Consider the following 23748-nt stretch of genomic DNA (forward strand, 5'->3'; position numbering starts at 1 on the left):
GGGTTTTCCTTATTTTTCTTCCAATTGTGTGTGATCAAACATTCGCATAATAGCGTTGTTATCCCGCAGTTGTTCAGCTTGCTCTACCTGCATTCGAGTTAAATGCGGGGAGAAATAGTTAATAAAATCATACATATAATTACGCAAGAAAGTGCCACGTTTAAAAGCGATTTGCGTCATACTTGGCTGGAACAGATGGCTAGCGTTAATCGCAAGCAAATCGTTGTCGTTTTCAGTGTGTGCCATTGATGCCATAATCCCGACACCTAAGCCAATGCGTACATAGGTTTTAATCACATCCGCATCGGTCGCAGTAAAAACGATATTCGGTAAAATCCCCTCTTTGTTAAAGGCTTTGTCCAAATCCGATTGCCCTGTAAAGCCGAAAGTATAGGTGATTAAATCATATTTTCCGAGCTCTTCGACAGTTAATTTCTCAGGTTGGTTCATATATTTTGCGAGCGGATGATCGGGTTTTACAATCACCGAACGATTCCACATATAGCAAGGGAGCAAAATCGCATCTTCAAACAGGTATTGTGCTTCGGTCGTAATGGCTAAATCCACTTCGCCCGCCATTAATGCATCATAAATCTGGGTTGGAGAACCTTGATGTAGATGCAAACTGACGTTCGGATACCTTGCCTTAAAGAGTTCAATCACACTAGGTAGCACGTAACGTGCTTGCGTATTCGGGCTAGCAATACGAAGCACACCGCTATTCGGACGAGTTTGCTCTTCTGCCACCGCTCGAATACTTTGTGCTTTCACTAAAAGCTCACGTGAAATCGCCACAATTTTCTCACCTGCGGGCGTGAGCCCTTTGATATGCTTGCCGTTTCGCTCAAAAATGTTGATACCGAGCTCACTTTCTAGCAGTCGTACTTGTTTACTGATGCCTGGCTGAGAAGTATAAAGGGCATCCGCTGCTTCGGTAATGTTGAGGTTTTGATTGACGATTTCGACAATATAACGAAGTTGTTGTAGTTTCATATTCTTCCTTGCTAGCTGATTTTTATGCTTTAATGTTATAAGAAAAGATTGGTGGTTTCAATTGGCTATTTAAGCTAATTTTTAGTATGCTAGCCCCAATTTTATTTTTGATGAGAAATCCTTTTGAGCAAAAGAAGATTAACCCAAAACCAGCAACGCCGTATTCAATCCAATCACCATAAAAAAATCTCGAAAAAAGAAGTAGAATGGCAAGATGACATGTTAGGCGAAGTGCAACAAGGTGTGGTGGTAACTCGCCATGCTAAACATGCTGATGTAGAAACCGAACAAGGTGAGATTTATCGCTGTAATTTGCGTCGTACGCTGAAAAATTTGGTGGTTGGCGATCAGGTTTCTTGGAGACTTGGTAATGAACAACTACAAGGCATTAGCGGGGTGATTGAAGCGATTTACCCGCGTAAAAACGAACTCAGCCGCCCCGATTACTACGATGGCATCAAAGTGATGGCGTCTAACATCGACCAGATTATTATTGTCTCCGCCGTCTTGCCAACGCTTTCGCTCAACATTATCGATCGCTATTTGGTCATTTGTGAAGCGGCAAATATTCCTGCGTTAATCGTGCTCAACAAGGTTGATCTGCTCTCTGAAGAAGAGCGACAAGCGGTCAAAAAACAGTTAGCCATTTACGAAAAAATTGGCTATGGAACCTTGATGCTTTCAGCCGACACAGGCGAAAATATGGAAGCTCTGCACGCTTATTTACGCCAAGGCACTTCTATTTTCGTGGGGCAATCTGGCGTAGGGAAATCAAGCCTCATCAACCAGCTTTTGCCAGAGATCAATGCTTTAACAGGTGCTGTCAGTGATGTTTCAGGCTTAGGGCAACACACCACTACCGCTTCACGCTTATATCATCTGCCTCTTGGCGGGAATTTGATTGATTCCCCTGGAATCCGCGAATTTGGACTTTGGCATTTAGAACCGAACCAAATTACCGACGGCTACCGTGAGTTCCAAAGCGTACTCGGCACCTGCAAATTCCGCGATTGCAAACACAGCAGCGATCCAGGTTGTGCCATTCGAGAGGCGGTCGAAAAAGGCGAGATCAATCCTATCCGTTTTGAAAATTATCACCGCTTGATCGAAAGCAGAAACGAAAGCAAAAGCCAACGCCATTTTAGAACAGAAGATTTATAGAAAATGACAGAATTTGTATATCCCGACGCCAAACTCATTGCAGGCGTGGACGAAGTAGGCAGAGGCCCGTTAGTCGGGGCAGTTGTGACCGCTGCGGTAATTTTAGACCCAAATAACCCGATTGAAGGCTTGGCAGACTCGAAAAAATTGAGCGAGAAAAAACGCCTCGCCCTTGCTGAAGAGATTAAAGAGAAAGCACTATGTTGGTCACTCGGACGAGCTGAACCTGAAGAGATTGATGAGCTCAATATTCTTCACGCCACGATGCTTGCAATGCAACGTGCTGTAGATGGCTTAAGTATTCAGCCTAATTTTGTGCTTGTCGATGGCAACCGCGTGCCAGCAAGTCTTACTATTCCCGCACAAGCGGTCGTAAAAGGCGATAGTTTGGTAAAAGAGATTAGTGCTGCTTCAATTTTAGCAAAAGTCACCCGCGATCAAGAGATGGACGAACTAGACCAACAATTCCCCGAATATGGTTTCGCCAAACACAAAGGCTACCCAACCAAACTGCATTTTGAAAAACTTGCCGAACTTGGTGTAACCCAATATCATCGCAAAAGTTTTGCACCAGTGGCAAAAGCATTAAATTTAAAATAAGAGGAACAAACTATGACTACAGAAAAAAACTATGAAGAAACCATCTTCAGCAAAATCATTCGCAAAGAAATCCCTGCGAATATTGTTTACCAAGATGAATTAGTGACTGCTTTCCGAGACATCGCACCGCAAGCGGCAACACATATCTTAATCATCCCAAACAAATTCATACCAACGCTTAACCACGTAAACGCAGAAGATGAGCTTTTGCTTGGACGTTTAATCACCGTTGCCTCAAAGCTTGCTAAAGAAGAAGGCATTGCTGAAAATGGCTACCGCTTAATTATGAACTGCAATGTTCACGGCGGACAAGAAGTCTTCCACATCCATATGCACCTTGTTGGTGGTGAGCCATTAGGCAAAATGTTGAGTAAATGAGGAGAAAATGAATGCGTAAATTATTAACTTTGGTAATCTGTCCGCTATTTTTAACCGCTTGTGGAAGTAATCCTCAAAGTTATCTTGCTGCCAAATCTGCTCCTATTGTGAATATTGATTCAAACCTTCATTCAGTGCTTAACGTTAAAGCCAATGCAGATAGTTTAACAGTCAAAAACTTGAGTGAACGATCCGTTAATTTTTCTTATAAATTGTTTTGGTATGATAGTAATGGCGTAAGTCAAGAATTGCTATCTTCTCAACAGAATTGGCAAGCGGTTACTATTGATGCAAAAAAAATAAATCATATTGAATTAATGAAACCAACAGAAGAGAGTGATAATTATCGAATTTATATTAAGCCTTAATATTTTTAAAGAGATATAATAGACAAAAGTGTTGCTGATTTAGCAACACTTTTGTCTATTATTCTATCATCCATTAATAGTAAGAATGCTCACCGCGTTGGTGTTCGGTTACATCTTTTACGCCTACAAGTTCTTCTGGGAACATTGCAAGCAGTTGTTTTTCAATACCTTCTTTTAAGGTAACATCCACCATTGAGCAACCGTTACAACCGCCGCCGAATTGTAGAATAGCGATTTTGTTGTCGGTAACTTCAATCAAGGTAATTTTACCGCCGTGGCTGGCTAATTGTGGGTTGATTTGGGTTTGAATTACATAATCTAAACGCTCAATAAATGGTGCATCGTCTGCCACTTTACGCATTTTGGCATTGGGAGCTTTTAGGGTCAGTTGTGAGCCCATTGGGTCTGTAATGTAATCAATTTCCGCTTCATCTAAGAATGGCAAGCTGATTTCATCCACAAAGGCAGAAAAGCCATTGTAGTCAAATTGACTATCGGTTTCTTCTACTGCGTTTGGTGGGCAGTAAGATACGCCACATTCTGCACCAGGTGTGCCTGGATTAACCACAAAAATACGGATATTTGTGCCTTCTTCTTGTTGTTCCAATAAGCGGCGGAAATGGGCTTGGGCATCTTCAGAAATAGTGATGTGGGTAAGTTGTTCTTGTTCCATTTTTTCTCTCTAATTTGCTAAATAGTTGACTAAAACTATTGGATATTCTACGCCTAAAAGCGGTTTTAGGCTAGTTAAGCGGTCAATTTCTTTGATAGTTTTACTTACTTTTGTGTAGAAATGGCGTAACCTATTTGGGGTGTTTGTTAAAATTTTTTGAGTAAAATGTTGATAAAGTTCAAACTTTTCAAGAGTAAAATGTAAAAAAGTAGGGATTTTATAGAAAGTTTTTGCCATTTTAGGTAGAATAGGGCGTTTTATTTTGCATCTTTGAGATTGATTTTCGAGAGGATGCAGAAACGATTTGAGAACTTTTTGTAACCTTTAATTATCAGTGGGGGAATTCGCTTATGATTAAATTAGTTACGACTCAATACGCGATTGCGATTGTTCGCAATCATTTTTTAACCCAAGAGAAGTAGTGCAAATAATATGATTACAATCAAAAAAGGCTTGGATTTACCTATTGCAGGTGCTCCAGCACAAGTAATCCATAACGGCAATACCGTGACGGAAGTTGCGATCCTTGGCGAAGAATATGTGGGTATGCGTCCTTCAATGAAAGTGCGTGAAGGCGATGTGGTGAAAAAAGGTCAGGTACTTTTTGAAGACAAAAAGAACGCTGGCGTGGTATTCACCTCTCCTGCAAGCGGTACTGTGGTTGCAATCAACCGTGGTGAGAAGCGTGTTCTTCAGTCTGTAGTGATCAAAGTTGAGGGTGATGAACAAATTACCTTTACTCGCTATGAAGTGGCTCAATTAGCTTCTTTAACAGCTGAGCAAGTAAAACAAAATTTAGTGGAATCTGGTTTATGGACTGCGTTACGCACTCGTCCATTTAGTAAGGTGCCAACATTAGATGCAACGCCATATTCTATTTTCGTTAATGCAATGGATACCAACCCATTAGCGGCAGATCCAACTGTGATTATTAACGAATATAAAGCAGATTTTGAGCACGGTTTAACTGTGTTAACCAAATTAGGCAAAATCAACCTTGTTAAAGCAACGGGCAGTAATGTGCCATCTGTTTCAGGTGTGAATGTACACGAATTTGCAGGCGTTCACCCAGCAGGTCTTGTGGGTACGCATATCCACTTTATTGATCCAGTAGGAATTAACAAACAAGTATGGCACTTGAACTATGAAGATGTAATCGCTATCGGTAAATTATTCACCACTGGTGAATTATTCACAGACCGAGTGGTGGCTCTTGCTGGTCCGCAGGTGAAAAATCCTCGTTTAATCCGTACTCGCATTGGTGCGAATCTTTCACAATTAACTGCAAATGAATTAAATGCAGGTAACAATCGAGTGATTTCAGGTTCTGTGCTTTATGGAGCGAAAGCCGCGGGTGCTCACGATTATTTAGGTCGTTATGTATTACAAGTATCTGTGATTGCAGAAGATACAACAAAAGAATTTATGGGCTGGATTTCTCCACAAGCAAACAAATTCTCAATTACGCGTACGGTGTTAGGGCACTTTGGTCGTAAGTTATTTAACTTTACTACGGCTGAAAATGGTGGTCATCGTGCAATGGTGCCAATCGGTAACTATGAGCGTGTAATGCCGTTAGATATTCTTCCATCACACTTGCTTCGTGATTTAGAAGTGGGTGATACAGACTCAGCACAATTATTAGGTGCATTAGAGTTAGATGAAGAAGATCTGGCGTTATGTACTTTCGTCTGTCCAGGTAAAACCGATTACGGTTTCTTCTTGCGTCAAGCATTAGACAAGATTGAGAAGGAAGGTTAGAAATGGGTTTGAAAAATCTTTTTGAAAAAATGGAACCCGCGTTTCTTCCTGGTGGTAAATACGCAAAATTATACCCTTTATTTGAATCGGTATTTACTTTGTTCTATACACCGGGTACAGCAACGCAAAAAACGACTCACGTACGTGATGCTTTAGACTCAAAACGTATGATGATTATCGTTTGGTTAGCATTGTTCCCAGCGTTATTCTACGGTATGTATAACGTGGGGCATCAATCAATTCAAGCGATTACTAGTTTAGGCAACTTGCAACAAGTAATTGCAAACGACTGGCACTATGCTGTAGCACAAGCGGTCGGAATTGACTTAACTTCTGCAGCAGGTTGGGGAAGCAAAATGGCACTGGGTGCGATTTTCTTCTTACCTATCTATATCGTCGCATTCGCAGTGGGTATGTTCTGGGAATTATTATTTGCTATCGTGCGTGGTCACGAAGTGAATGAGGGTTTCTTCGTAACAACCATTTTATTCGCGTTAATCGTTCCACCAACATTACCATTATGGCAAGCTGCTCTTGGTATTACTTTCGGTTTAGTTGTTGCGAAAGAAGTCTTCGGTGGTGTAGGTAAAAACTTTATGAACCCAGCATTAGCAGGTCGTGCGTTTTTATTCTTCGCATATCCAGCACAAATTTCGGGTGACTTAGTTTGGACGGCTGCGGATGGTTTCTCAGGTGCGACTGCACTTTCACAATGGGCTGCAGGTGGTGAAACAGCATTAAAACATGTTGCAACAGGCGAACCTATTACTTGGATGGATGCATTCTTAGGTAACTTACCTGGTTCAATGGGTGAAGTTTCAACTCTTGCTTTAATCATTGGTGCAGCAATCATTGTATTTGCACGTATTGCTTCGTGGCGTATTATTGCTGGTGTAATGATCGGTATGGCGGCAACTGCAACGATGTTTAATATTATTGGTTCAGATACTAACCCAATGTTCTCAATGCCATGGCATTGGCACTTCGTGTTAGGTGGTTTCGCAATTGGTATGTTCTTTATGGCAACCGACCCAGTATCTGCATCATTTACCAATAAAGGTAAGTGGTGGTACGGTATTTTAATCGGTTTCATGGCGGTGCTTGTTCGTGTCGTAAACCCTGCGTATCCAGAAGGTATGATGCTAGCAATCTTATTCGCTAACTTGTTCGCACCAATCTTCGACTACTTAGTGGTTCAAGGTAACATTAAACGCAGAAAAGCGAGAACTGCTGTAAAAACGGGGGAAGCTGCATAATGGCTAAATTTAATAAAGATAGCGTTGGCGGTACTTTAACTGTCGTTGTGTTGTTGAGCTTAGTCTGTTCTCTTATCGTAGCGGGTGCTGCGGTGTTGTTAAAACCAACACAAGAGATCCAAAAACAGCTTGATAAACAGAAAAACATCTTACAAGCGGCTGGTTTAATGCAAAAAAATACCAATGTGCAAGACACTTACGCAAAATTCATTGAGCCAAAAATTGTGGATTTAGCAACAGGTGATTATGTTGATGGTATTACTAACTTTGATGCAAAAGCAGCAGCAAAAGATCCTGCACAAAACGTGCAAATTGCCCAAGCAGATGACAAAGCAAACATTAAAGTGCGTGCAAAATATGCTGAAATTTATCTTGTAAAAGATGAAACAGGTAAAGTGAGCCAAGCCGTATTACCAATGTATGGCAATGGTTTATGGTCAATTATGTACGGCTTTGTGGCAGTTCAACCAGATGCAAATACCATCAATGGTATTACCTACTATGAACAAGGTGAAACCGCAGGTCTTGGTGGCGAAATTGCAAATCCGAACTGGCAAAAACATTTTGTAGGCAAAAAATTATTTGACGAACAAGGCAATGTGGCTTTAACCGTCGGTAAAGGTGCATCAGCAAATAAAGAACACGGTATTGATGGTCTTTCAGGTGCTACCTTAACTTCAAAAGGTGTGGATGGTTCATTCAAATACTGGTTCGGTCAAAATGGTTTTGGTCCATTCTTAGCGAAATTTAAAGCAACAGCAGGAGCTAACTAATGGCAGGCAACAACCTTAAAAAACTCTTGTTATCGCCAGTGGTTGATAACAACCCAATTGCATTACAAATCTTAGGTATCTGTTCTGCACTTGCGGTAACCACACAGCTACAAACAGCGGTGGTAATGGCGATTGCGGTAAGTTTAGTAACCGCTTTCTCTAGTATGTTCATCTCAATGATCCGTAACTATATTCCAAATAGTATCCGTATCATTGTGCAAATGGCGATCATTGCATCATTAGTAATCTTGGTTGACCAAGTATTACGTGCGTATGCTTACGAACTTTCAAAACAATTATCGGTATTCGTTGGTTTGATCATTACTAACTGTATCGTAATGGGGCGTGCAGAAGCCTTTGCAATGAAATCAGGTCCTGTAGAAAGCTTTGTCGACGGTATCGGTAACGGTTTAGGTTACGGTGCAATGTTAATTATTGTCGCTTTCTTACGCGAGCTTATCGGTTCAGGTAAACTCTTTGGTGTGACTATCTTCCAAACTATCCAAGATGGTGGTTGGTATCAAGCAAATGGTTTATTCCTTTTAGCACCGAGTGCGTTTTTTATCATTGGTTTCGTGATCTGGGGTATCAGAACATGGAAACCAGAACAAGTGGAGAAATAAGATGCAAGAATTACTCAGTATTTTTGTAAAATCCGTATTCATTGAGAATATGGCACTTTCTTTCTTCCTTGGTATGTGTACATTCCTTGCGGTGTCTAAGAAAGTTTCGACAGCTTTCGGTTTAGGGATTGCGGTAATCGTTGTATTAGGTATTGCCGTACCAGCAAACCAATTAGTTTATACTCATGTATTAAAAGATGGTGCTTTAATCGAAGGTGTTGATTTAAGTTTCTTAAACTTCATTACATTTATCGGTGTAATTGCAGCACTTGTTCAAGTGTTGGAAATGATTTTAGATAAATTCTTCCCAGCACTTTATAGTGCGTTAGGTATTTTCTTACCATTGATTACCGTAAACTGTGCGATCTTCGGTGGCGTATCATTCATGGTTCAACGTGAATATAATTTCACAGAATCAGTAGTTTACGGTATTGGGGCTGGTACAGGCTGGATGCTGGCTATTGTAGCTCTTGCAGGTTTAACTGAGAAAATGAAATACTCAGATGTGCCAGCAGGTTTACGTGGTTTGGGTATCACTTTCATCACTGTAGGTTTAATGGCATTAGGCTTTATGTCATTCTCAGGCATTCAATTATAAGGAGCATATCGTGGATAGTAATTTTATTTTCGGTATCGTGGTATTTACTGCCCTTGTATTAGTGCTTGCAGTATTTATCCTTTTAGCAAAATCTAAGTTAGTGGATTCAGGTGACATCACCATTACTATTAACGACGATCCTGAAAAATCAATCACCCTTCCAGCGGGCGGAAAATTACTTGGTGCTTTAGCGAGCAAAGGGATTTTCGTCTCATCGGCTTGTGGTGGTGGTGGCTCATGTGGTCAATGTATCGTGAAAGTAAAATCAGGCGGTGGTGAAATCCTTCCAACTGAACTTTCTCACATCACCAAACGTGAGGCAAAAGAAGGTTACCGTTTATCTTGCCAAGTAAATGTAAAAGGTAATATGGACGTTGAACTCCCAGAAGAAATCTTCGGCGTGAAAAAATGGCAATGTACCGTTATTTCTAACGATAACAAAGCAACCTTTATTAAAGAGCTTAAATTAGCGATTCCTGAAGGTGAAGAAGTGCCATTCCGTGCAGGTGGTTATATCCAAATTGAAGCCGATCCTCACACAGTTAATTATAAAGACTTTGATATTCCAAAAGAGTATCACGAGGACTGGGACAAATATAACCTATGGCGTTATGTGTCTAAAGTGGACGAGCATATCATTCGTGCTTACTCAATGGCTTCATACCCAGAAGAGAAAGGCATCATTATGCTTAACGTGCGTATTGCAACACCACCACCAAGCAACCCAGATGCACCTCCAGGTCAAATGTCTTCATACATTTGGTCATTAAAACCAGGTGATAAAGTAACAATTTCTGGCCCATTCGGTGAATTCTTCGCGAAAGAAACCGATGCAGAAATGGTATTTATCGGTGGTGGTGCGGGTATGGCACCAATGCGTTCACACATCTTCGACCAGTTAAAACGCTTACACTCTAAACGTAAAATGTCATTCTGGTATGGTGCACGTTCTAAACGTGAAATCTTCTATCAAGAAGACTTCGACCAACTCCAAGCTGAAAACGATAATTTCGTATGGTATGTGGCGTTGTCAGACGCATTACCAGAAGATAACGGGACAGGTTACACAGGCTTTATCCACAATGTACTTTATGAAAACTACTTAAAAGATCATGAGGCACCAGAAGATTGTGAATACTATATGTGTGGACCACCAATTATGAACGCATCGGTAATCAAGATGCTGAAAGATTTAGGTGTGGAAGACGAAAACATCTTATTAGATGATTTCGGTGGTTAATCTCACTTAATCGATTAAAAGCGGTTCGATTTGTAAAAAGTTTTGCAAATCGCACCGCTTGTTACATATAAGCAATGACAGAGATATTAGATACAACTGCACTTGAAAAGGCTGTTACTTCCTTAGAGGAAACCTTAAAAAGCCTTGAAAATCACGAATGGTTTAACACTCCACAGCCGATTATTCAAGATACACTGATCGCAGGTGCGATCCAAAAATTTGAATTTGTCTATGAGCTAGATATTAAAATGCTCAAACGACAATTAAAACGTATTGCTTCTAATGATCTAGATATTGATAGTGCTGACTTTAGAGATATGCTACGCCTCTCTCTGCAATATGGCTTAATTGAACGAATGGAAGATTGGCTGGATTATCGTAAAATGAGAAATATCACCTCTCATACCTATAATGAAAGCAAAGCTCAGCAAGTTTATAATGGCATATCTGATTTTTTAGAAAGTAGTCGTTTTTTGCTTAAACAGTTACAACAACGTAATCAATATGATTGATCTTAGTGTGAACCAGTTAGTGATTGTACAAAAAATCCTAGCCGAGCACTTGCCCACCACAAAGGTATGGGCGTTTGGTTCTCGCATTAAAGGAACTGCAAAGCACTATTCTGACTTAGATTTGGCATTGCTTACCGAAATACCGCTCACGATTCGTCAACAGCGAGAATTAGCAGAAGCCTTTTCTGATTCTGATTTGCCCTTTAAAGTGGATCTGATTGATTGGGCAAGTTGTAGTAACAGCTTTAAACAGATTATATTAGCTCGCTACGAAGAATTTCCTTTGTTAAATAAACCTTTATCAGCCAAAACAGTAGAATAATGAAACTCAAATCTCTTTTACTTCTTGCAATCGGTTTACTTTTTTTAACCGCTTGTGAAAAAGCACCTGAACAGATTTCGTTTGAAGGTAAAACGATGGGCACGACCTATCACGTTAAATATATTGATGATGGTAAGGTACAACTCCCAAAAGCTGAAGATGTGCAAAAGCAACTCAATGGCTTGCTCAAAACGGTAAATGATGAAATGTCCACTTACCAAAAAGATTCGGAGATCAGTCAGTTTAATTACAATACTGAAGCCAATCAATCTTTTGCGATTTCTAAAGATTTTGCCAAAGTAGTGCAAGAAGCGATTAGACTGAATAAAGTGACTGATGGAGCCTTAGATGTGACTGTCGGTCCTCTTGTGAATTTATGGGGCTTCGGGCCAGATAAACGCTTAAACAAAGTACCAAGCGAAGCACAAATTGCAGAACGAGCTGCTTTGGTAGGGATTGATAAATTCAATCTTGATATGACGAGTGAAAAGCCAATGCTCACTAAAAGCGTAAAAGGGCTTTATCTCGATCTCTCTTCGATTGCCAAAGGTTTTGGCGTAGATAAACTTGCCGAATATTTAGAGCAGTTGGGCATAAGTAACTACTTAGTTGAAATAGGGGGAGAATTGCGTGGCAAGGGCAACAATTTACAAAATGAACCGTGGCGAATTGCAATTGAGCAACCGACTTTAGTCCAAGGTGAATCAGTGCAAATCATCACTCCATTGCATAATTTAGGAATGGCAACTTCAGGCAACTACCGCAACTATTTCGAAGATGAAAATGGTAGCCGTATGTCTCATATTATCGACCCCGCAAAGCTTAGCCCTGTCAGTCATAATCTTGCTTCGATAACTGTTCTTGCTCCAACTACAATGACCGCTGATGGCTTATCTACAGGTTTATTTGTGCTTGGTGCAGAAAAGGCATTAACAATTGCTGAAAAAGAGAAATTAGCAGTATTTTTAATCGTCAAAAAAGGTGATAATTTCGAAACCCAAATGTCGAGCGAGTTTAAAAAACTTATCGAATCTAAATAGGAGTGAATAATGGAAACCCTTTTAATTACTTTCGGCTTTTTCATCGCCGTGATTTTTGCTATGTCTATCGGCTTTATTATCAAAGGTAAAACTATCAAAGGTAGCTGTGGAGGTATTACAGCCTTAGGTATGAAAAAAATGTGCGACTGTGAAGAGCCTTGCGATAACTTAAAAGCAAAAATCGCAGATGGTACCGTAGATCCAGAAGAGGTAGCACGTTTTAATAAAGAACCGCAGTTTTATGAAGTGAAATAAATCAAATCCTGATAAAAGCACAAGTATTGGACTTGTGCTTTTTTACTTGGTTTGCAAATTTAAGGAAAAAAATGACCGCTTCTCCATCTTCTCAACCGTCCATCTGGCAACAAATTTTTACGAAGAATATGTTGCTTTGCCTTTATACAGGCTTCTGTTCTGGCTTGCCGCTATTTGTGTTAATCCAACTGCTGCCTGCGTGGTTTACTTCAATGAATTTGGATATAAAAACCATTGCAGCTTTCACATTAACTTCGCTACCGTACACTTGGAAATTTCTTTGGGCTGCCTTATTAGATCGCTATTTCCCACCAATTTTAGGGCGTCGTCGCAGTTGGATTTTTCTCTCACAAATCGGGCTATTCTTGATTTTAATTAGCTACGGCTTTTTTGATCCTGTGCAAGATATAAGCGTCATCACACTTCTCTCGATTGTGTTGGCATTTCTCTCAGCGACACAAGATATTGTGATTGATGCGTTTCGTCGCGAGCTTTTAAGCGACAATGAACTCGGTTTGGGTAATTCCATTCACGTGAATGCTTACCGCATTGCGGGACTCATTCCTGGCGGATTATCACTCTTTTTAGCAGATCATTACCCTTGGCAAACGGTGTTTATTATCACCGCAAGTTTTATGTTGCCTTGTTTGTTGATTACCCTGATTGCCAAAGAACCGCAACATTCGCCCATAGATAAAAGCAAACCCTTTTACACCGCTTTTGTTGATCCTTTTATGGAGTTTTTCACACGTAAAGGCGTGATGGGAGCCTTGGGGTTAATCCTTTTTATTTTTCTTTATAAGCTGGGCGACTCACTCGCTACTTCGCTACAAACCAAATTTATTTTGGATATGGGATTTACTAAATCACATATTGCCGCTGTGGTAAAAACGACTTCACTTTGGTGTAGTATCGCAGGCGGTATTGTAGGCGGCATAGCTATGCTTAAACTTGGCGTAAACCGTTCTTTGTGGATATTCGGTAGCGTGCAATTGGTTACCATCTTGGGCTTTGCCTATCTTGCAAGTTTTGGGCATTTTGAGACCGCTTCTATCGGCACAAATGAGCTTTTAAAATTGGGACTCGTGATGGCGGGAGAATACTTAGGTGTAGGCTTAGGCACAGCTGCTTTCGTTGCTTTTATGGCTCGTGAAACTAATCCGCTTTATACTGCAATGCAATTGGCTATTTTCACAAGCCTTGCCGCCTTACCGAGTAAATTCTTAGGGGCTTATACAGGGCATTTGGTGGAAGAGTTTGGTTACTATCGCTTTTTCTGGCTTTGTTTTTTTGTTGCAATCCCTGGGATGTTAATGTTATTTAAAGTTGCGCCTTGGAATGAGCATCCTAAATGTTAAACTTGATAGTTTTTTCCTTTTAATATTAAAATAGAGGAAAAACTCTTTTAAGCAAATCACGCTATAAAGCAGTGAAATTGCTAGATAACCCTCTAAGTTTGTTTTTAGTTCTAATATTTTATTCTGTTAAAAGCCTAAAATACCTCGTTTTAGGCTTTTTTACTAGCATAAAAATCGTCTATTCTCATTAAATTAGCATTTTACTTTCATTTATTGAACCGTTATAGTTAAAGTGTTTTAGGCAAGCGGTTAAAAAAGTAAAATTTTTTACAATTGCACTCTTTGATTTTATTTTGAGTTGGAATTTATTATGGCAAAAACACTATACGAAAAACTTTTCGATGCACACGTCGTTTATGAAGCCAAAGGCGAAACGCCGATTCTTTATATCAACCGTCATCTTATTCACGAAGTAACCAGTCCGCAGGCATTTGATGGCTTACGTGTAGCTGGGCGTCAAGTTCGCCAAGTAGGCAAAACATTTGGAACGATGGATCACAGTATTTCTACCCAAGTGCGTGATGTAAACAAACTTGAAGGTCAGGCGAAGATCCAAGTTCTGGAACTGGCAAAAAACACGAAAACAACAGGTATTCAATTGTTTGATATGAGTACAAAAGAACAAGGTATCGTGCACGTAATGGGGCCAGAGCAAGGCTTAACCCTTCCAGGAATGACGATTGTGTGTGGTGACTCTCACACTGCAACTCACGGGGCATTCGGAGCATTGGCGTTCGGTATTGGTACTTCAGAAGTGGAACACGTGTTAGCGACCCAAACCCTTAAACAAGCTCGTGCGAAAAGTATGAAAATTGAAGTACGTGGTAAAGTAAATCCAGGTATTACCGCAAAAGACATCGTACTTGCAATTATCGGTAAAACCACGATGGCAGGCGGTACAGGGCATGTTGTAGAATTTTGCGGTGAAGCCATTCGAGATCTTTCAATGGAAGGTCGAATGACGGTATGTAATATGGCAATCGAATTGGGTGCAAAAGCGGGCTTAATCGCACCAGATGAAACCACTTTCGCCTACTTAAAAGGTCGTCCACACGCACCACAAGGCAAAGATTGGGATGATGCAGTTGAATATTGGAAAACCTTAAAATCAGATGATGATGCACAATTTGACACTGTTGTTGTGTTGGAAGCAAAAGACATCGCTCCACAAGTAACTTGGGGAACAAACCCTGGTCAAGTAATCGGGATCGACCAGGTTGTGCCAAATCCTGAAGAGATGGCAGATCCTGTCACGAAAGCCTCTGCAGAAAAAGCCTTAGCCTATATTGGGCTTGAGCCAAATACCGATCTTCAAGAAATTCCTGTCGATCAGGTGTTTATCGGTTCTTGCACCAACTCTCGTATTGAAGATTTACGTGCAGCTGCAGCAGTGATGAAAGGGCGTAAAAAGGCGGATAATGTCAAACGTGTGCTTGTTGTGCCAGGTTCAGGCTTAGTAAAAGAGCAAGCAGAAAAAGAGGGATTAGACAAAATCTTTATCGAAGCAGGTGCAGAATGGCGTAATCCAGGTTGCTCTATGTGCTTAGGAATGAATGATGACCGCTTAGGTGAGTGGGAACGTTGTGCTTCAACCTCTAACCGTAACTTCGAAGGTCGTCAAGGTCGTAATGGCCGCACGCACTTAGTGAGCCCAGCAATGGCAGCAGCCGCGGCAATGTTCGGTAAATTTGTAGATATTCGCCAAGTGGCATTAAATTAATAAGGATAAAATAATGGCAGGTTTTAAACAACTTTCAGGCTTAGTCGTGCCTCTTGATGCAGCAAATGTGGATACCGATGCAATCATCCCAAAACAATTCTTACAAGCCATTACCAGAGTGGGCTTTGGGAAACATCTTTTCCATGAATGGCGTTATTTAGACGCTGAAGGCACAAAGCCTAACCCAGATTTTGTATTGAACTATCCGCAATATCAAGGAGCAAAAATCTTACTTGCCCGTAAAAATTTAGGCTGTGGCTCATCACGCGAGCACGCACCTTGGGCGTTAGCGGATTACGGTTTTAAAGTAATGATTGCACCAAGTTTTGCAGATATTTTCTATAACAATAGCTTGAATAACCATATGCTACCGATTCGCTTAAGCGAAGAAGAAGTAGAAGAGATTTTCCAATGGGTATGGGCAAATGAGGGCAAGCAAATTGATGTGGATTTAGAAGCAATGACCGTGACTACTGGCGATAAAGTTTACCACTTTGAGCTAGATGAATTCCGTCGCCACTGCTTGCTTGAAGGCTTAGACAATATTGGTTTAACCCTTCAGCACGAAGATAAAATCGTAGAATACGAGAAAAATATTCCTAGATTCTTACGTTAATCTCAAAAAAATCAAGCGGTTATGTTTTTACTTAGCCGCTTTATCTATTCTTTTTATAGCTAAAACTGTGTGATCTAGTTCACATTTTTCAACATTTCTATTATATCTTTTCTATAAATACTTTCTATAATAAAGTTAATACACTGTTTTTCATTAACTGAACGATTCATAAAAAGGAGTGATTATGAAAACATTAGGTGAATTTATCATTGAGAAACAATCGGAATATCCACAAGCAAAAGGGGAGCTTAGTGGCATTCTCTCTTCCATCCGCTTGGCGGCAAAATTTATCCACCGCGAAATTAACCACGCGGGGTTGAGTAAGGATATTTTAGGTGTTGCAGGATCGGAAAATATTCAAGGCGAAGCCCAAATGAAACTAGATGTATTTGCCAATGAAACAATGAAAAAAGCTCTTATTGCACGCGAAGAAGTAGCGGGCTTTGCTTCTGAAGAAGATGACAGTTTTATCTCATTTGATACTGAGCGTTCCCGTAATGCAAAATATATTTTAATGACAGACCCGCTTGATGGCTCATCCAATATTGATGTGAATGTTTCTGTCGGGACGATTTTCTCTATCTACAAACGTGTGTCACCAATCGGCACGCCAGTGACAATGGAAGATTTTTTGCAAGAAGGAAGAAAACAAGTAGCGGCTGGTTATATCACTTACGGTTCATCTACAATGTTGGTTTATACCACGGGCAACGGCGTAAACGGCTTTACTTATGAGCCATCGCTTGGCTTGTTTATTCTCTCTCATCCTGATATGCAAATGCCCGAAAAAGGTAAATATTATTCTATCAACGAAGGGCAATATGTCACCTTTCCTCAAGGCGTGAAACGCTTTATTAAATATTGCCAAGAGAGTGATGAAGCAACCAAGCGCCCGTATTCTTCTCGTTATATCGGCTCATTGGTTTCCGACTTCCATCGTAACTTGCTCAAAGGTGGGATTTATATCTACCCAACATCAACTGTTTATCCGCAAGGTAAACTGCGTTTACTTTATGAAGGTAACCCAATGGCATTCTTAGCCGAACAAGCAGGTGGCTTAGCAACAGATGGTATTAACCCAATTTTAGATATCAAACCAACCAAGCTACACCAACGAGTCCCGTTCTTTACAGGTTCTAAAGAGATGGTTGAAAAAGCGGTTGAATTTATGCAGGAATTTGCGGAATAGATTATTTAAAAAATAGCACTTCAAAATAGCCTCAATTTAATATGATTAAAGTACGGCTTGTTAGCGGAAAATTTACAATCATAAGAAATAAGGCATATAGGAAAAATAGTTGATTAAATGTGCTTAAAGCCTTTTGCTATAAGGCTTTAAGCACACTTTTTGAAAAATAAATAAAAGCGATCTATTTTACCAAAGTGCGAGTATAAAGAAATATAACAAACAAAATAATACTCAACGTTATTTTTGTAATCAATATTATAAAATATCAATGTTCGGTTAGAACCAGTCAACAATATATTGATAAATCACCTAAAACTCATCTAAAGTAGCCTGAAAATAAATTCTTGAACATCATTATGGATACTACCTTTTAGTCTGAAAGAAATATGGATAGAACTACAAATAGACTTGGGGGATTATTTAAACATCTAAAACGTTAATTAAATAATCATAATGGATTAACGAGAATTCGTAAGATTATGTTTATAAAGGATTTTTTAAATAAAAACAGTTGTTAACATTTTTTTAATAAATGTTAACAACTGTTTTATCAACTATGCCTTTTGGTTTTATATATCTTATTTTTGAAAATTCTTTTTAAAAACAAGTTATTTATTACTTATTTTTAAATGAGGAACTTTTATTTTATACTCGCTCTCAATGCATCCGCTTTATCAGTTTGTTCCCAAGGAAAGTGTGAACGACCGAAATGACCGTAAGCAGCTGTTTCACGGTAGATTGGGCGGATCAAATCTAACATTTTGATTAAACCATAAGGGCGTAAATCGAAGTTTTCACGGATTAAACGCACTAATACTTCATTGCTCACTTTACCTGTGCCGAAGGTTTCCACCATAATTGAGGTTGGTTCAGCCACACCGATTGCATAAGAAAGTTGGATTTCACAACGATCTGCTAACCCTGCAGCTACGATATTTTTTGCCACATAACGTGCTGCATAGGCTGCAGATCGGTCAACTTTTGATGGATCTTTACCAGAGAACGCACCGCCACCGTGACGTGCTGCACCACCGTAGGTATCGACGATGATTTTACGTCCTGTTAAGCCACAATCGCCCATTGGCCCGCCAATCACGAAACGACCCGTTGGGTTGATAAAATATTTGGTGTTTTGGCTTAACCATTCTCTTGGCAAGATTGGTTTAATGATCTCTTCCATCACGCCTTCAAAAACCTCTTTTTGTGAAACAGATTCTGCATGTTGGGTTGAGAGTACGACCGCATCAATACCTTTGATTTGATTGCCTTCATAAATGAAGGTTAATTGGCTTTTCGCATCTGGGCGTAACCAGTCTAATTTGCCTGATTTACGTACTTTCGCTTGTTGTTCCATTAAACGGTGAGCATAAGTGATTGGTGCTGGCATTAACACATCGGTTTCATTGGTTGCATAACCGAACATAATCCCTTGGTCGCCTGCGCCTTGTTCTAGCGGATCAGCACGGTCTACACCTTGATTGATGTCTGGCGATTGTTTACCAATGGCGTTTAATACCGCACAAGAGTGTGCGTCAAAGCCCATATCTGAATGGTTGTAACCGATGTCTGCAATCACTTGGCGAGTTAAGTTTTCAATATCTACCCAAGCTGAAGTAGTGATTTCACCGCCCACCAATGCCATACCTGTTTTCACATAGGTTTCACACGCCACGCGTGCTTTTGGGTCTTGTTTTAAAATTTCGTCTAATACTGCATCTGAAATTTGGTCTGCGATTTTATCTGGATGCCCTTCAGAAACAGACTCTGAAGTAAATAAATTGATAGCCATACATTATCCTTTGTTGATAAACGTGTTATGAAATGGAATGAAACAAGCGGTACAATTTGCAAAAGTTTTGCAAAATCTGACCGCTTGCTTTCAAATATACTTAAATTTGATTAGCCGTTTTTCCGTCTAGACGTCTATAATACATTTTTTGAGCATCTAAGGCAATGCTTTTTTAAATATGAATGTGAGGCTAAATATGCTAGAGTTTGCATCTTAATCCATCAATTTCTGAGAAAATCTCGGATTTTGTGGTCATATTACTCGATAAAGGTTGTTTTTCCTAAAAACGTCATTATTAAGCAAAAAATTTAATACAATAAAATAAGGAAATAGCTATGCAATATATTGGAAAGATCATCGGTTTCTTTCTAGGTTATCAAATTTTTCACGGATTATTCGGCGGGATTTTCGGTGCATTTTTAGGGCATTTAGCAGATAAAAAACTCTATGAACTAGGTAGCGTACGTTCTTCCATTTTTGGTAAAAACTTAACCCGTCAAACACTGTTTACACTGACCACTTTTGCCGTCCTTGGACACTTGGCAAAAGCCAAAGGGCGTGTCACTGAAGAGGATATTCAAAACGCTCGAAACTTAATGGCACATCTGAATTTAGATGCCAAAGCACAGCAAGAAGCACAAAAAGCGTTTACCTTAGGTAAAGAGGCGGATTTCCCGCTTCGTAATGTAATTCGTGAATTTCGTGAGGCTTGTGCAAGACGCCAAGATTTATTGCGTTTCTTTATTCAAGTGCAAATTACCGCAGCGATTCAAGATGGCGAATTAGACGCACAAGAGCAACAAGTGTTGTTTACCATTGCCGAAGCGATGGGCATGAGTCGCATGCAATTTGAGCAAATGCTTGGCATGATTATGGCAGCACAGCAATTCAGCCGTGGCGGTTTCCATCAACAATATTCACAGCAAAGTGACTATTCACAAGGCAGTTATTCACAAGGCGGATATAGTGGCTATCAACAAAGCCACCAGCCAAGCATTGATGCCGCTTACAAAGTATTGGGCGTAACGGCTAATGATGATCAAAATACCGTGAAACGTGCTTATCGTAAATTGATGAATGAAAACCACCCAGACAAATTAGCGGCAAAAGGCTTGCCAGATGAGATGATGGAATTAGCCAAAGAGAAAACTCAACAAATTCAAGCCGCTTACGATCTGATTTGCAAACAAAAAGGTTGGAAATAGGAGTTTATAACGGATAACACAGGTTATCCGTTCTTTTTTGTATGATACCTCAAGTAATTTTAGCCCCAATGCAGGGCGTATTAGATCCCTTTGTTCGTCAGCTTTTAACCGCAGTGAATGATTACGATCTTTGTATTTCCGAATTTGTCCGCGTGGTTGATCAAAAACTGCCACGCAAAACTTTTTATCGCCTCTGCCCTGAATTACATAATCAAGGCTTAACCACTTCAGGCGCGCCTGTCCGCGTGCAGCTATTGGGGCAATATCCAGAATGGCTTGCTGAAAATGCCGAGCTTGCAATTGAACTTGGTTCACACGGCGTTGATCTCAACTGTGGTTGCCCGTCCAAAACGGTAAATGGCAGTCAAGGCGGTGCGGCATTATTAAAAACGCCCGAATTGATTTATCAAGCCACAAAAGCCATTCGAGCCGCGGTGCCTAAAGAGCAACCTGTTTCGGTGAAAGTTCGTTTAGGTTGGGATAGCAGTGAGCAATGCTTTGACATTGCAGATGCGGTAGCACAAGGCGGGGCGAATGAAATCACCGTGCACGGTCGAACCAAAATGGACGGCTACCGAGCCGAACGCATTAACTGGCAAGCGATTAGCGAAATTCAAAAACGCTTGGCAATTCCAGTGATTGCCAATGGCGAAATTTGGGACTACGCCTCTGCAAAAAAATGCCAAGAAATTACCGCTTGTAACCGCATTATGATTGGTCGAGGGGCGTTAAATACTCCAAATTTAAGCCGTGTGGTGAAATTTAATCAAGCCAAAATGCCGTGGGCAGAAGTGCTGCAACTGCTTTATCAATATGTACAAATGGAAAATGAGCACGATTCTGGCTTTTACCACGTGGCACGCATCAAACAGTGGCTGCATTATTTGGATAAAGAATACCCAGAAGCAATGCAGCTGTTCCAAATTTTGAAAACCGAACACGGATATGAGGGCTTGAAAAAGCATATTGAGCAAGCGGTCGAAAAAGGAGCGTAAAATGCAAAAACAGATTTTTAGCGAAGAAGATATTGTTCAGCCAACGGAAATATTTCAAGCTAAACAAATTTTTGATGAAAAAGAGGTTGTGATTGAGGAAGATCTCAATGCTTACCAATATTTAGACGAAAGCGAATCGGCTGAAAAAGAATTGCTTTTTGAAGAAGATTTCAAACCTTCACGTTTCCGTATTCGGTTAATTATGGCAGCCCTCGTGTTATTTTGTATTGCCTTGCTTGCCCAAGGCGTGCAATGGATTGTAAATGCGATTACGGATCAACAATGGATTACGCTTTTCTTTGCGGTTGCCTTTTTGTTAATCAGCTTAACAGGCGTGGGAACCATTTTCCAAGAGTGGCGAAAACTACGTAAACTTAGACAGCACGAACTGATGCAACAAGAGGCGGAGCAGTACCGTATAGTATTACCGACTACAAGCGGTGAAAAATCGCAAGCCTTTTGCAAAAATCTGTTGGCGCAGATGAAGACGACGCCCCAGCTTGAACAACGCCAAACTGCGTGGCAAGCACAAATTAATGAATATCTCAACGCAGAACAAGTGATGACACTATTTAGTGAAACCGTACTTTCTCCGCTTGATAAGCAAGCGCAAAAGCTGATCGCCAAACACGCCAGAGATAATGCCGTGATTGTAGCGTTAAGCCCTGTCGCCATTGCTGACGTGTTAATGGTTGCATGGCGAAATTTTGCATTAATCAACAAAATTACCCGCATTTATGGTATGGAACTAGGCTATTTCAGTCGCCTACATCTATTCAAAATGGTAATCAAAAATATGGTTTTTACAGGCACGACAGAGTTACTCGCAGGCATGTTGTCGCACAACGTATTACGTAGACTCTTCGGGCAAGCTATCCAAGGCTTAGGCGTAGGGATTTTAACCGCCCGATTAGGCATTAAAGCAATGGAATTTTGCCGCCCTATTACCTTTAAAAATGAGGAAAAACCGAACTTAAAAGTGATGAGTAAAGAGATTTATTTGTCGTTGGTAAATTCAGAGCAAAAAGATGTGTTGGTAAAAAAGATATTAGACAGACAAGCGGTTGAAATTTAAGAGAATCTTACCGATAAAATGTCAATAAAGTATCGTATAAATCACGCCCACAAGCCCTATTTTATCGCCTGTACTTTTTTTATTTTATTTAACTCTATTTTTAAGTAAGATGAACGTATTCCATTTGCACAAAATTCAGGAAATTCTATGTCAAAAACCATCGTTATCAAATTCGGTACAAGCACTTTAACCCACGGAGGGAAAAGCCTTAGCCGTCCTTATATGTTGGAGCTAGTAAAACAAATTGCCGAGCTTCATCAACATCATCGCGTTATTGTCGTGACTTCTGGTGCGGCGGCGGCAGGGCGTGATTATTTAGGGCATCCAGAACTGCCAAAAACGCTTGCTTATAAACAGATGCTTGCTGCGGTTGGGCAAAGTCAGTTAATCCGCACTTGGGAAAATCTTTTTGATATTTACGGTATCAATATCGGGCAAATTCTCTTGACCCGTGCTGATATTGATGATCGCGAACGTTTCTTAAATGCACGCGATACGCTCAATGCCTTGCTTGAACAAAAAATTATCCCTGTTATCAATGAAAATGACACCGTGGCAACCGAAGAGTTTAAAGTAGGCGATAACGATAACTTATCTGCCTTAGTGGCAATTTTAGCTCAAGCTGATCAGCTCTATTTATTAACCGACCAAGAAGGCTTATTTACAGCCGATCCGCGTAAAGATCCAAGTGCAACTTTACTTTCTGTAGTTGAAAAAATCACACCTGAAATTCGCCAAATTGCGGGCGGAAGCTCAACTGGGCTTGGCACTGGCGGAATGAGTACCAAAATTATTGCCGCTGATATTGCAACTCGTTCAGGCGTAGAAACCATTATAGCCTCTGGTTCACGTGAAAATGTGCTGGTCGATTTAGCCAATGGAAAAGCGATTGGTAGCAAATTTTTGGTACAATCCGACCGCTTGGAAGGGCGCAAGCAGTGGCTTTTTGCCGCACCTCAAGTAGGAAGCATTGTAGTGGATAAAGGGGCAGAAACCGCATTATTGCAGCACAAATCGCTCTTACCTGTTGGGATTTTAGAAGTCAAAGGTGAGTTTGCTCGCGGTGAATTGGTGAAAGTATTTAACACCGAAAATAAACCGTTAGCACTTGGTTTGGTTCGTTACGGTGATGAGGCTTTACGCCGTATTAAAGGACGAAAATCAGCTGAAATTGAGCACTTGCTCGGCTATGAATTTGGTACGGTGGCAATTCATAGCGATGAAATGGTCGTTTATTAGGAGGAAAAC

At 40.4% G+C, this 23748-nt stretch carries 25 protein-coding genes; 22 read left to right on the forward strand and 3 right to left on the reverse strand.

The annotated features are described in order from the left end of the window. Positions 1 to 9 precede the first annotated feature (9 nt). Positions 10 to 993 (reverse strand): HTH-type transcriptional regulator CysB, encoded by a 984-nt coding sequence (cysB, locus tag KH943_RS00885; protein ID WP_304106390.1) that lies wholly within the window; start codon positions 991 to 993, stop codon positions 10 to 12. Between the two features lie 123 nt (positions 994 to 1116). On the opposite strand from cysB, the gene rsgA reads away from it, so the two are divergent. From rsgA to KH943_RS00905, 4 genes are read left to right on the forward strand one after another with little or no spacing between them, the layout of a single operon-like run. After that, positions 1117 to 2154, forward strand: a complete 1038-nt coding sequence (gene rsgA / locus KH943_RS00890; protein ID WP_304106392.1) for a small ribosomal subunit biogenesis GTPase RsgA — start codon at positions 1117 to 1119, stop codon at positions 2152 to 2154. Positions 2155 to 2157: 3 nt separating this feature from the next. Continuing rightward, positions 2158 to 2754 carry a ribonuclease HII gene (rnhB, locus tag KH943_RS00895; RefSeq protein ID WP_304106394.1) on the forward strand — a complete coding sequence of 199 codons (597 nt, stop codon included), beginning with the start codon at positions 2158 to 2160 and terminating at the stop codon, positions 2752 to 2754. A gap of 12 nt (positions 2755 to 2766) precedes the next feature. Then, positions 2767 to 3132 carry an HIT domain-containing protein gene (locus tag KH943_RS00900; protein WP_304106396.1) on the forward strand — a complete coding sequence of 122 codons (366 nt, stop codon included), beginning with the start codon at positions 2767 to 2769 and terminating at the stop codon, positions 3130 to 3132. A gap of 11 nt (positions 3133 to 3143) precedes the next feature. Further along, positions 3144 to 3500, forward strand: a complete 357-nt coding sequence (locus tag KH943_RS00905; protein WP_304106398.1) for a YcfL family protein — start codon at positions 3144 to 3146, stop codon at positions 3498 to 3500. 73 nt (positions 3501 to 3573) lie between these two features. On the opposite strand, the gene nfuA is transcribed toward KH943_RS00905, so the two are convergent. Next, entirely contained in the window at positions 3574 to 4173 is a 600-nt protein-coding gene (gene nfuA, locus KH943_RS00910) for a Fe-S biogenesis protein NfuA (RefSeq protein ID WP_005706873.1), read from the reverse strand. A 432-nt stretch (positions 4174 to 4605) separates the two neighbouring features. Between nfuA and KH943_RS00915 the strand changes: the two genes are divergently transcribed. The 14 genes from KH943_RS00915 to fbp all read left to right on the forward strand — a co-directional run bounded on the left by KH943_RS00915 (position 4606) and on the right by fbp (position 17436). Next, positions 4606 to 5934 (forward strand): Na(+)-translocating NADH-quinone reductase subunit A, encoded by a 1329-nt coding sequence (locus KH943_RS00915; protein WP_304106403.1) that lies wholly within the window; start codon positions 4606 to 4608, stop codon positions 5932 to 5934. A 2-nt stretch (positions 5935 to 5936) separates the two neighbouring features. Further along, positions 5937 to 7190 (forward strand): NADH:ubiquinone reductase (Na(+)-transporting) subunit B, encoded by a 1254-nt coding sequence (locus tag KH943_RS00920; protein WP_304106405.1) that lies wholly within the window; start codon positions 5937 to 5939, stop codon positions 7188 to 7190. Further along, positions 7190 to 7963, forward strand: a complete 774-nt coding sequence (locus KH943_RS00925) for a Na(+)-translocating NADH-quinone reductase subunit C (protein ID WP_304106407.1) — start codon at positions 7190 to 7192, stop codon at positions 7961 to 7963. The genes KH943_RS00920 and KH943_RS00925 overlap by 1 nt, the downstream gene beginning before the upstream one ends. After that, complete coding sequence (locus tag KH943_RS00930; RefSeq protein ID WP_005706902.1) at positions 7963 to 8586, forward strand: NADH:ubiquinone reductase (Na(+)-transporting) subunit D; 624 nt, start codon at positions 7963 to 7965, stop codon at positions 8584 to 8586. Before KH943_RS00925 ends, KH943_RS00930 begins: the two co-directional genes overlap by 1 nt. Position 8587: 1 nt before the next feature. Further along, positions 8588 to 9184 (forward strand): NADH:ubiquinone reductase (Na(+)-transporting) subunit E, encoded by a 597-nt coding sequence (nqrE, locus tag KH943_RS00935; RefSeq protein WP_005706892.1) that lies wholly within the window; start codon positions 8588 to 8590, stop codon positions 9182 to 9184. A gap of 10 nt (positions 9185 to 9194) precedes the next feature. Next, the gene (gene nqrF / locus KH943_RS00940; protein ID WP_304106411.1) at positions 9195 to 10424 is read left to right on the forward strand and encodes an NADH:ubiquinone reductase (Na(+)-transporting) subunit F; all 1230 of its coding nucleotides are present in this window, start codon (positions 9195 to 9197) and stop codon (positions 10422 to 10424) included. A gap of 74 nt (positions 10425 to 10498) precedes the next feature. After that, a complete protein-coding gene (locus tag KH943_RS00945; RefSeq protein WP_304106413.1) occupies positions 10499 to 10936 on the forward strand; it encodes a nucleotidyltransferase substrate binding protein in 438 nt (145 codons plus the stop codon). Beyond that, entirely contained in the window at positions 10929 to 11258 is a 330-nt protein-coding gene (locus KH943_RS00950) for a nucleotidyltransferase family protein (RefSeq protein WP_304106414.1), read from the forward strand. The genes KH943_RS00945 and KH943_RS00950 overlap by 8 nt, the downstream gene beginning before the upstream one ends. After that, complete coding sequence (locus KH943_RS00955) at positions 11258 to 12298, forward strand: FAD:protein FMN transferase (RefSeq protein WP_304106415.1); 1041 nt, start codon at positions 11258 to 11260, stop codon at positions 12296 to 12298. Before KH943_RS00950 ends, KH943_RS00955 begins: the two co-directional genes overlap by 1 nt. A gap of 9 nt (positions 12299 to 12307) precedes the next feature. Further along, complete coding sequence (nqrM, locus tag KH943_RS00960) at positions 12308 to 12553, forward strand: (Na+)-NQR maturation NqrM (RefSeq protein WP_304106417.1); 246 nt, start codon at positions 12308 to 12310, stop codon at positions 12551 to 12553. Between the two features lie 71 nt (positions 12554 to 12624). Then, positions 12625 to 13911 (forward strand): AmpG family muropeptide MFS transporter, encoded by a 1287-nt coding sequence (locus KH943_RS00965; RefSeq protein WP_304106419.1) that lies wholly within the window; start codon positions 12625 to 12627, stop codon positions 13909 to 13911. A gap of 310 nt (positions 13912 to 14221) precedes the next feature. Then, positions 14222 to 15631 carry a 3-isopropylmalate dehydratase large subunit gene (gene leuC, locus KH943_RS00970; RefSeq protein ID WP_304106421.1) on the forward strand — a complete coding sequence of 470 codons (1410 nt, stop codon included), beginning with the start codon at positions 14222 to 14224 and terminating at the stop codon, positions 15629 to 15631. Positions 15632 to 15644: 13 nt separating this feature from the next. Further along, positions 15645 to 16247: a 3-isopropylmalate dehydratase small subunit gene (gene leuD, locus KH943_RS00975; RefSeq protein WP_304106423.1), complete on the forward strand. Its 603-nt coding sequence runs from the start codon at positions 15645 to 15647 to the stop codon at positions 16245 to 16247. 184 nt (positions 16248 to 16431) lie between these two features. Then, positions 16432 to 17436: a class 1 fructose-bisphosphatase gene (fbp, locus tag KH943_RS00980; protein ID WP_304106425.1), complete on the forward strand. Its 1005-nt coding sequence runs from the start codon at positions 16432 to 16434 to the stop codon at positions 17434 to 17436. Positions 17437 to 18076: 640 nt separating this feature from the next. Here the strand turns inward: fbp and metK are convergent. Continuing rightward, positions 18077 to 19225 carry a methionine adenosyltransferase gene (metK, locus tag KH943_RS00990; protein ID WP_304106427.1) on the reverse strand — a complete coding sequence of 383 codons (1149 nt, stop codon included), beginning with the start codon at positions 19223 to 19225 and terminating at the stop codon, positions 18077 to 18079. Between the two features lie 335 nt (positions 19226 to 19560). Between metK and djlA the strand changes: the two genes are divergently transcribed. From djlA to proB, 4 genes are all read left to right on the forward strand, one after another. Further along, positions 19561 to 20430: a co-chaperone DjlA gene (gene djlA / locus KH943_RS00995; RefSeq protein WP_304106430.1), complete on the forward strand. Its 870-nt coding sequence runs from the start codon at positions 19561 to 19563 to the stop codon at positions 20428 to 20430. A 41-nt stretch (positions 20431 to 20471) separates the two neighbouring features. Then, entirely contained in the window at positions 20472 to 21425 is a 954-nt protein-coding gene (gene dusC, locus KH943_RS01000) for a tRNA dihydrouridine(16) synthase DusC (RefSeq protein WP_304106432.1), read from the forward strand. A gap of 1 nt (position 21426) precedes the next feature. After that, on the forward strand, positions 21427 to 22500 hold the full coding sequence (locus tag KH943_RS01005; RefSeq protein WP_304106435.1) for a YcjF family protein: 1074 nt from the start codon (positions 21427 to 21429) through the stop codon (positions 22498 to 22500). A 147-nt stretch (positions 22501 to 22647) separates the two neighbouring features. Continuing rightward, on the forward strand, positions 22648 to 23739 hold the full coding sequence (proB, locus tag KH943_RS01010; RefSeq protein ID WP_304106437.1) for a glutamate 5-kinase: 1092 nt from the start codon (positions 22648 to 22650) through the stop codon (positions 23737 to 23739). Positions 23740 to 23748 lie beyond the last annotated feature (9 nt).

The sequence above is a fragment of the Haemophilus parahaemolyticus genome, from assembly GCF_018373095.1.
GTDB classification, from domain to species: Bacteria; Pseudomonadota; Gammaproteobacteria; order Enterobacterales; family Pasteurellaceae; genus Haemophilus_A; species Haemophilus_A parahaemolyticus_A.

Bases quoted from the DNA above. Each gene is read 5' to 3' on its own strand.
- KH943_RS00965 (WP_304106419.1), top strand. From the start codon at position 12,625: ATGACCGCTTCTCCATCTTCTCAACCGTCCATCTGGCAACAAATTTTT.
- KH943_RS00955 (WP_304106415.1), top strand. From the start codon at position 11,258: ATGAAACTCAAATCTCTTTTACTTCTTGCAATCGGTTTACTTTTTTTA.
- leuC (WP_304106421.1), top strand. From the start codon at position 14,222: ATGGCAAAAACACTATACGAAAAACTTTTCGATGCACACGTCGTTTAT.
- KH943_RS00920 (WP_304106405.1), top strand. From the start codon at position 5,937: ATGGGTTTGAAAAATCTTTTTGAAAAAATGGAACCCGCGTTTCTTCCT.
- metK (WP_304106427.1), bottom strand. From the start codon at position 19,225: ATGGCTATCAATTTATTTACTTCAGAGTCTGTTTCTGAAGGGCATCCA.
- djlA (WP_304106430.1), top strand. From the start codon at position 19,561: ATGCAATATATTGGAAAGATCATCGGTTTCTTTCTAGGTTATCAAATT.
- KH943_RS00930 (WP_005706902.1), top strand. From the start codon at position 7,963: ATGGCAGGCAACAACCTTAAAAAACTCTTGTTATCGCCAGTGGTTGAT.
- nfuA (WP_005706873.1), bottom strand. From the start codon at position 4,173: ATGGAACAAGAACAACTTACCCACATCACTATTTCTGAAGATGCCCAA.
- fbp (WP_304106425.1), top strand. From the start codon at position 16,432: ATGAAAACATTAGGTGAATTTATCATTGAGAAACAATCGGAATATCCA.
- KH943_RS00925 (WP_304106407.1), top strand. From the start codon at position 7,190: ATGGCTAAATTTAATAAAGATAGCGTTGGCGGTACTTTAACTGTCGTT.
- cysB (WP_304106390.1), bottom strand. From the start codon at position 993: ATGAAACTACAACAACTTCGTTATATTGTCGAAATCGTCAATCAAAAC.
- KH943_RS00945 (WP_304106413.1), top strand. From the start codon at position 10,499: ATGACAGAGATATTAGATACAACTGCACTTGAAAAGGCTGTTACTTCC.
- nqrM (WP_304106417.1), top strand. From the start codon at position 12,308: ATGGAAACCCTTTTAATTACTTTCGGCTTTTTCATCGCCGTGATTTTT.
- KH943_RS00915 (WP_304106403.1), top strand. From the start codon at position 4,606: ATGATTACAATCAAAAAAGGCTTGGATTTACCTATTGCAGGTGCTCCA.
- KH943_RS00950 (WP_304106414.1), top strand. From the start codon at position 10,929: ATGATTGATCTTAGTGTGAACCAGTTAGTGATTGTACAAAAAATCCTA.
- proB (WP_304106437.1), top strand. From the start codon at position 22,648: ATGTCAAAAACCATCGTTATCAAATTCGGTACAAGCACTTTAACCCAC.
- KH943_RS00900 (WP_304106396.1), top strand. From the start codon at position 2,767: ATGACTACAGAAAAAAACTATGAAGAAACCATCTTCAGCAAAATCATT.
- KH943_RS00905 (WP_304106398.1), top strand. From the start codon at position 3,144: ATGCGTAAATTATTAACTTTGGTAATCTGTCCGCTATTTTTAACCGCT.
- nqrE (WP_005706892.1), top strand. From the start codon at position 8,588: ATGCAAGAATTACTCAGTATTTTTGTAAAATCCGTATTCATTGAGAAT.
- rnhB (WP_304106394.1), top strand. From the start codon at position 2,158: ATGACAGAATTTGTATATCCCGACGCCAAACTCATTGCAGGCGTGGAC.
- dusC (WP_304106432.1), top strand. From the start codon at position 20,472: ATGATACCTCAAGTAATTTTAGCCCCAATGCAGGGCGTATTAGATCCC.
- KH943_RS01005 (WP_304106435.1), top strand. From the start codon at position 21,427: ATGCAAAAACAGATTTTTAGCGAAGAAGATATTGTTCAGCCAACGGAA.
- leuD (WP_304106423.1), top strand. From the start codon at position 15,645: ATGGCAGGTTTTAAACAACTTTCAGGCTTAGTCGTGCCTCTTGATGCA.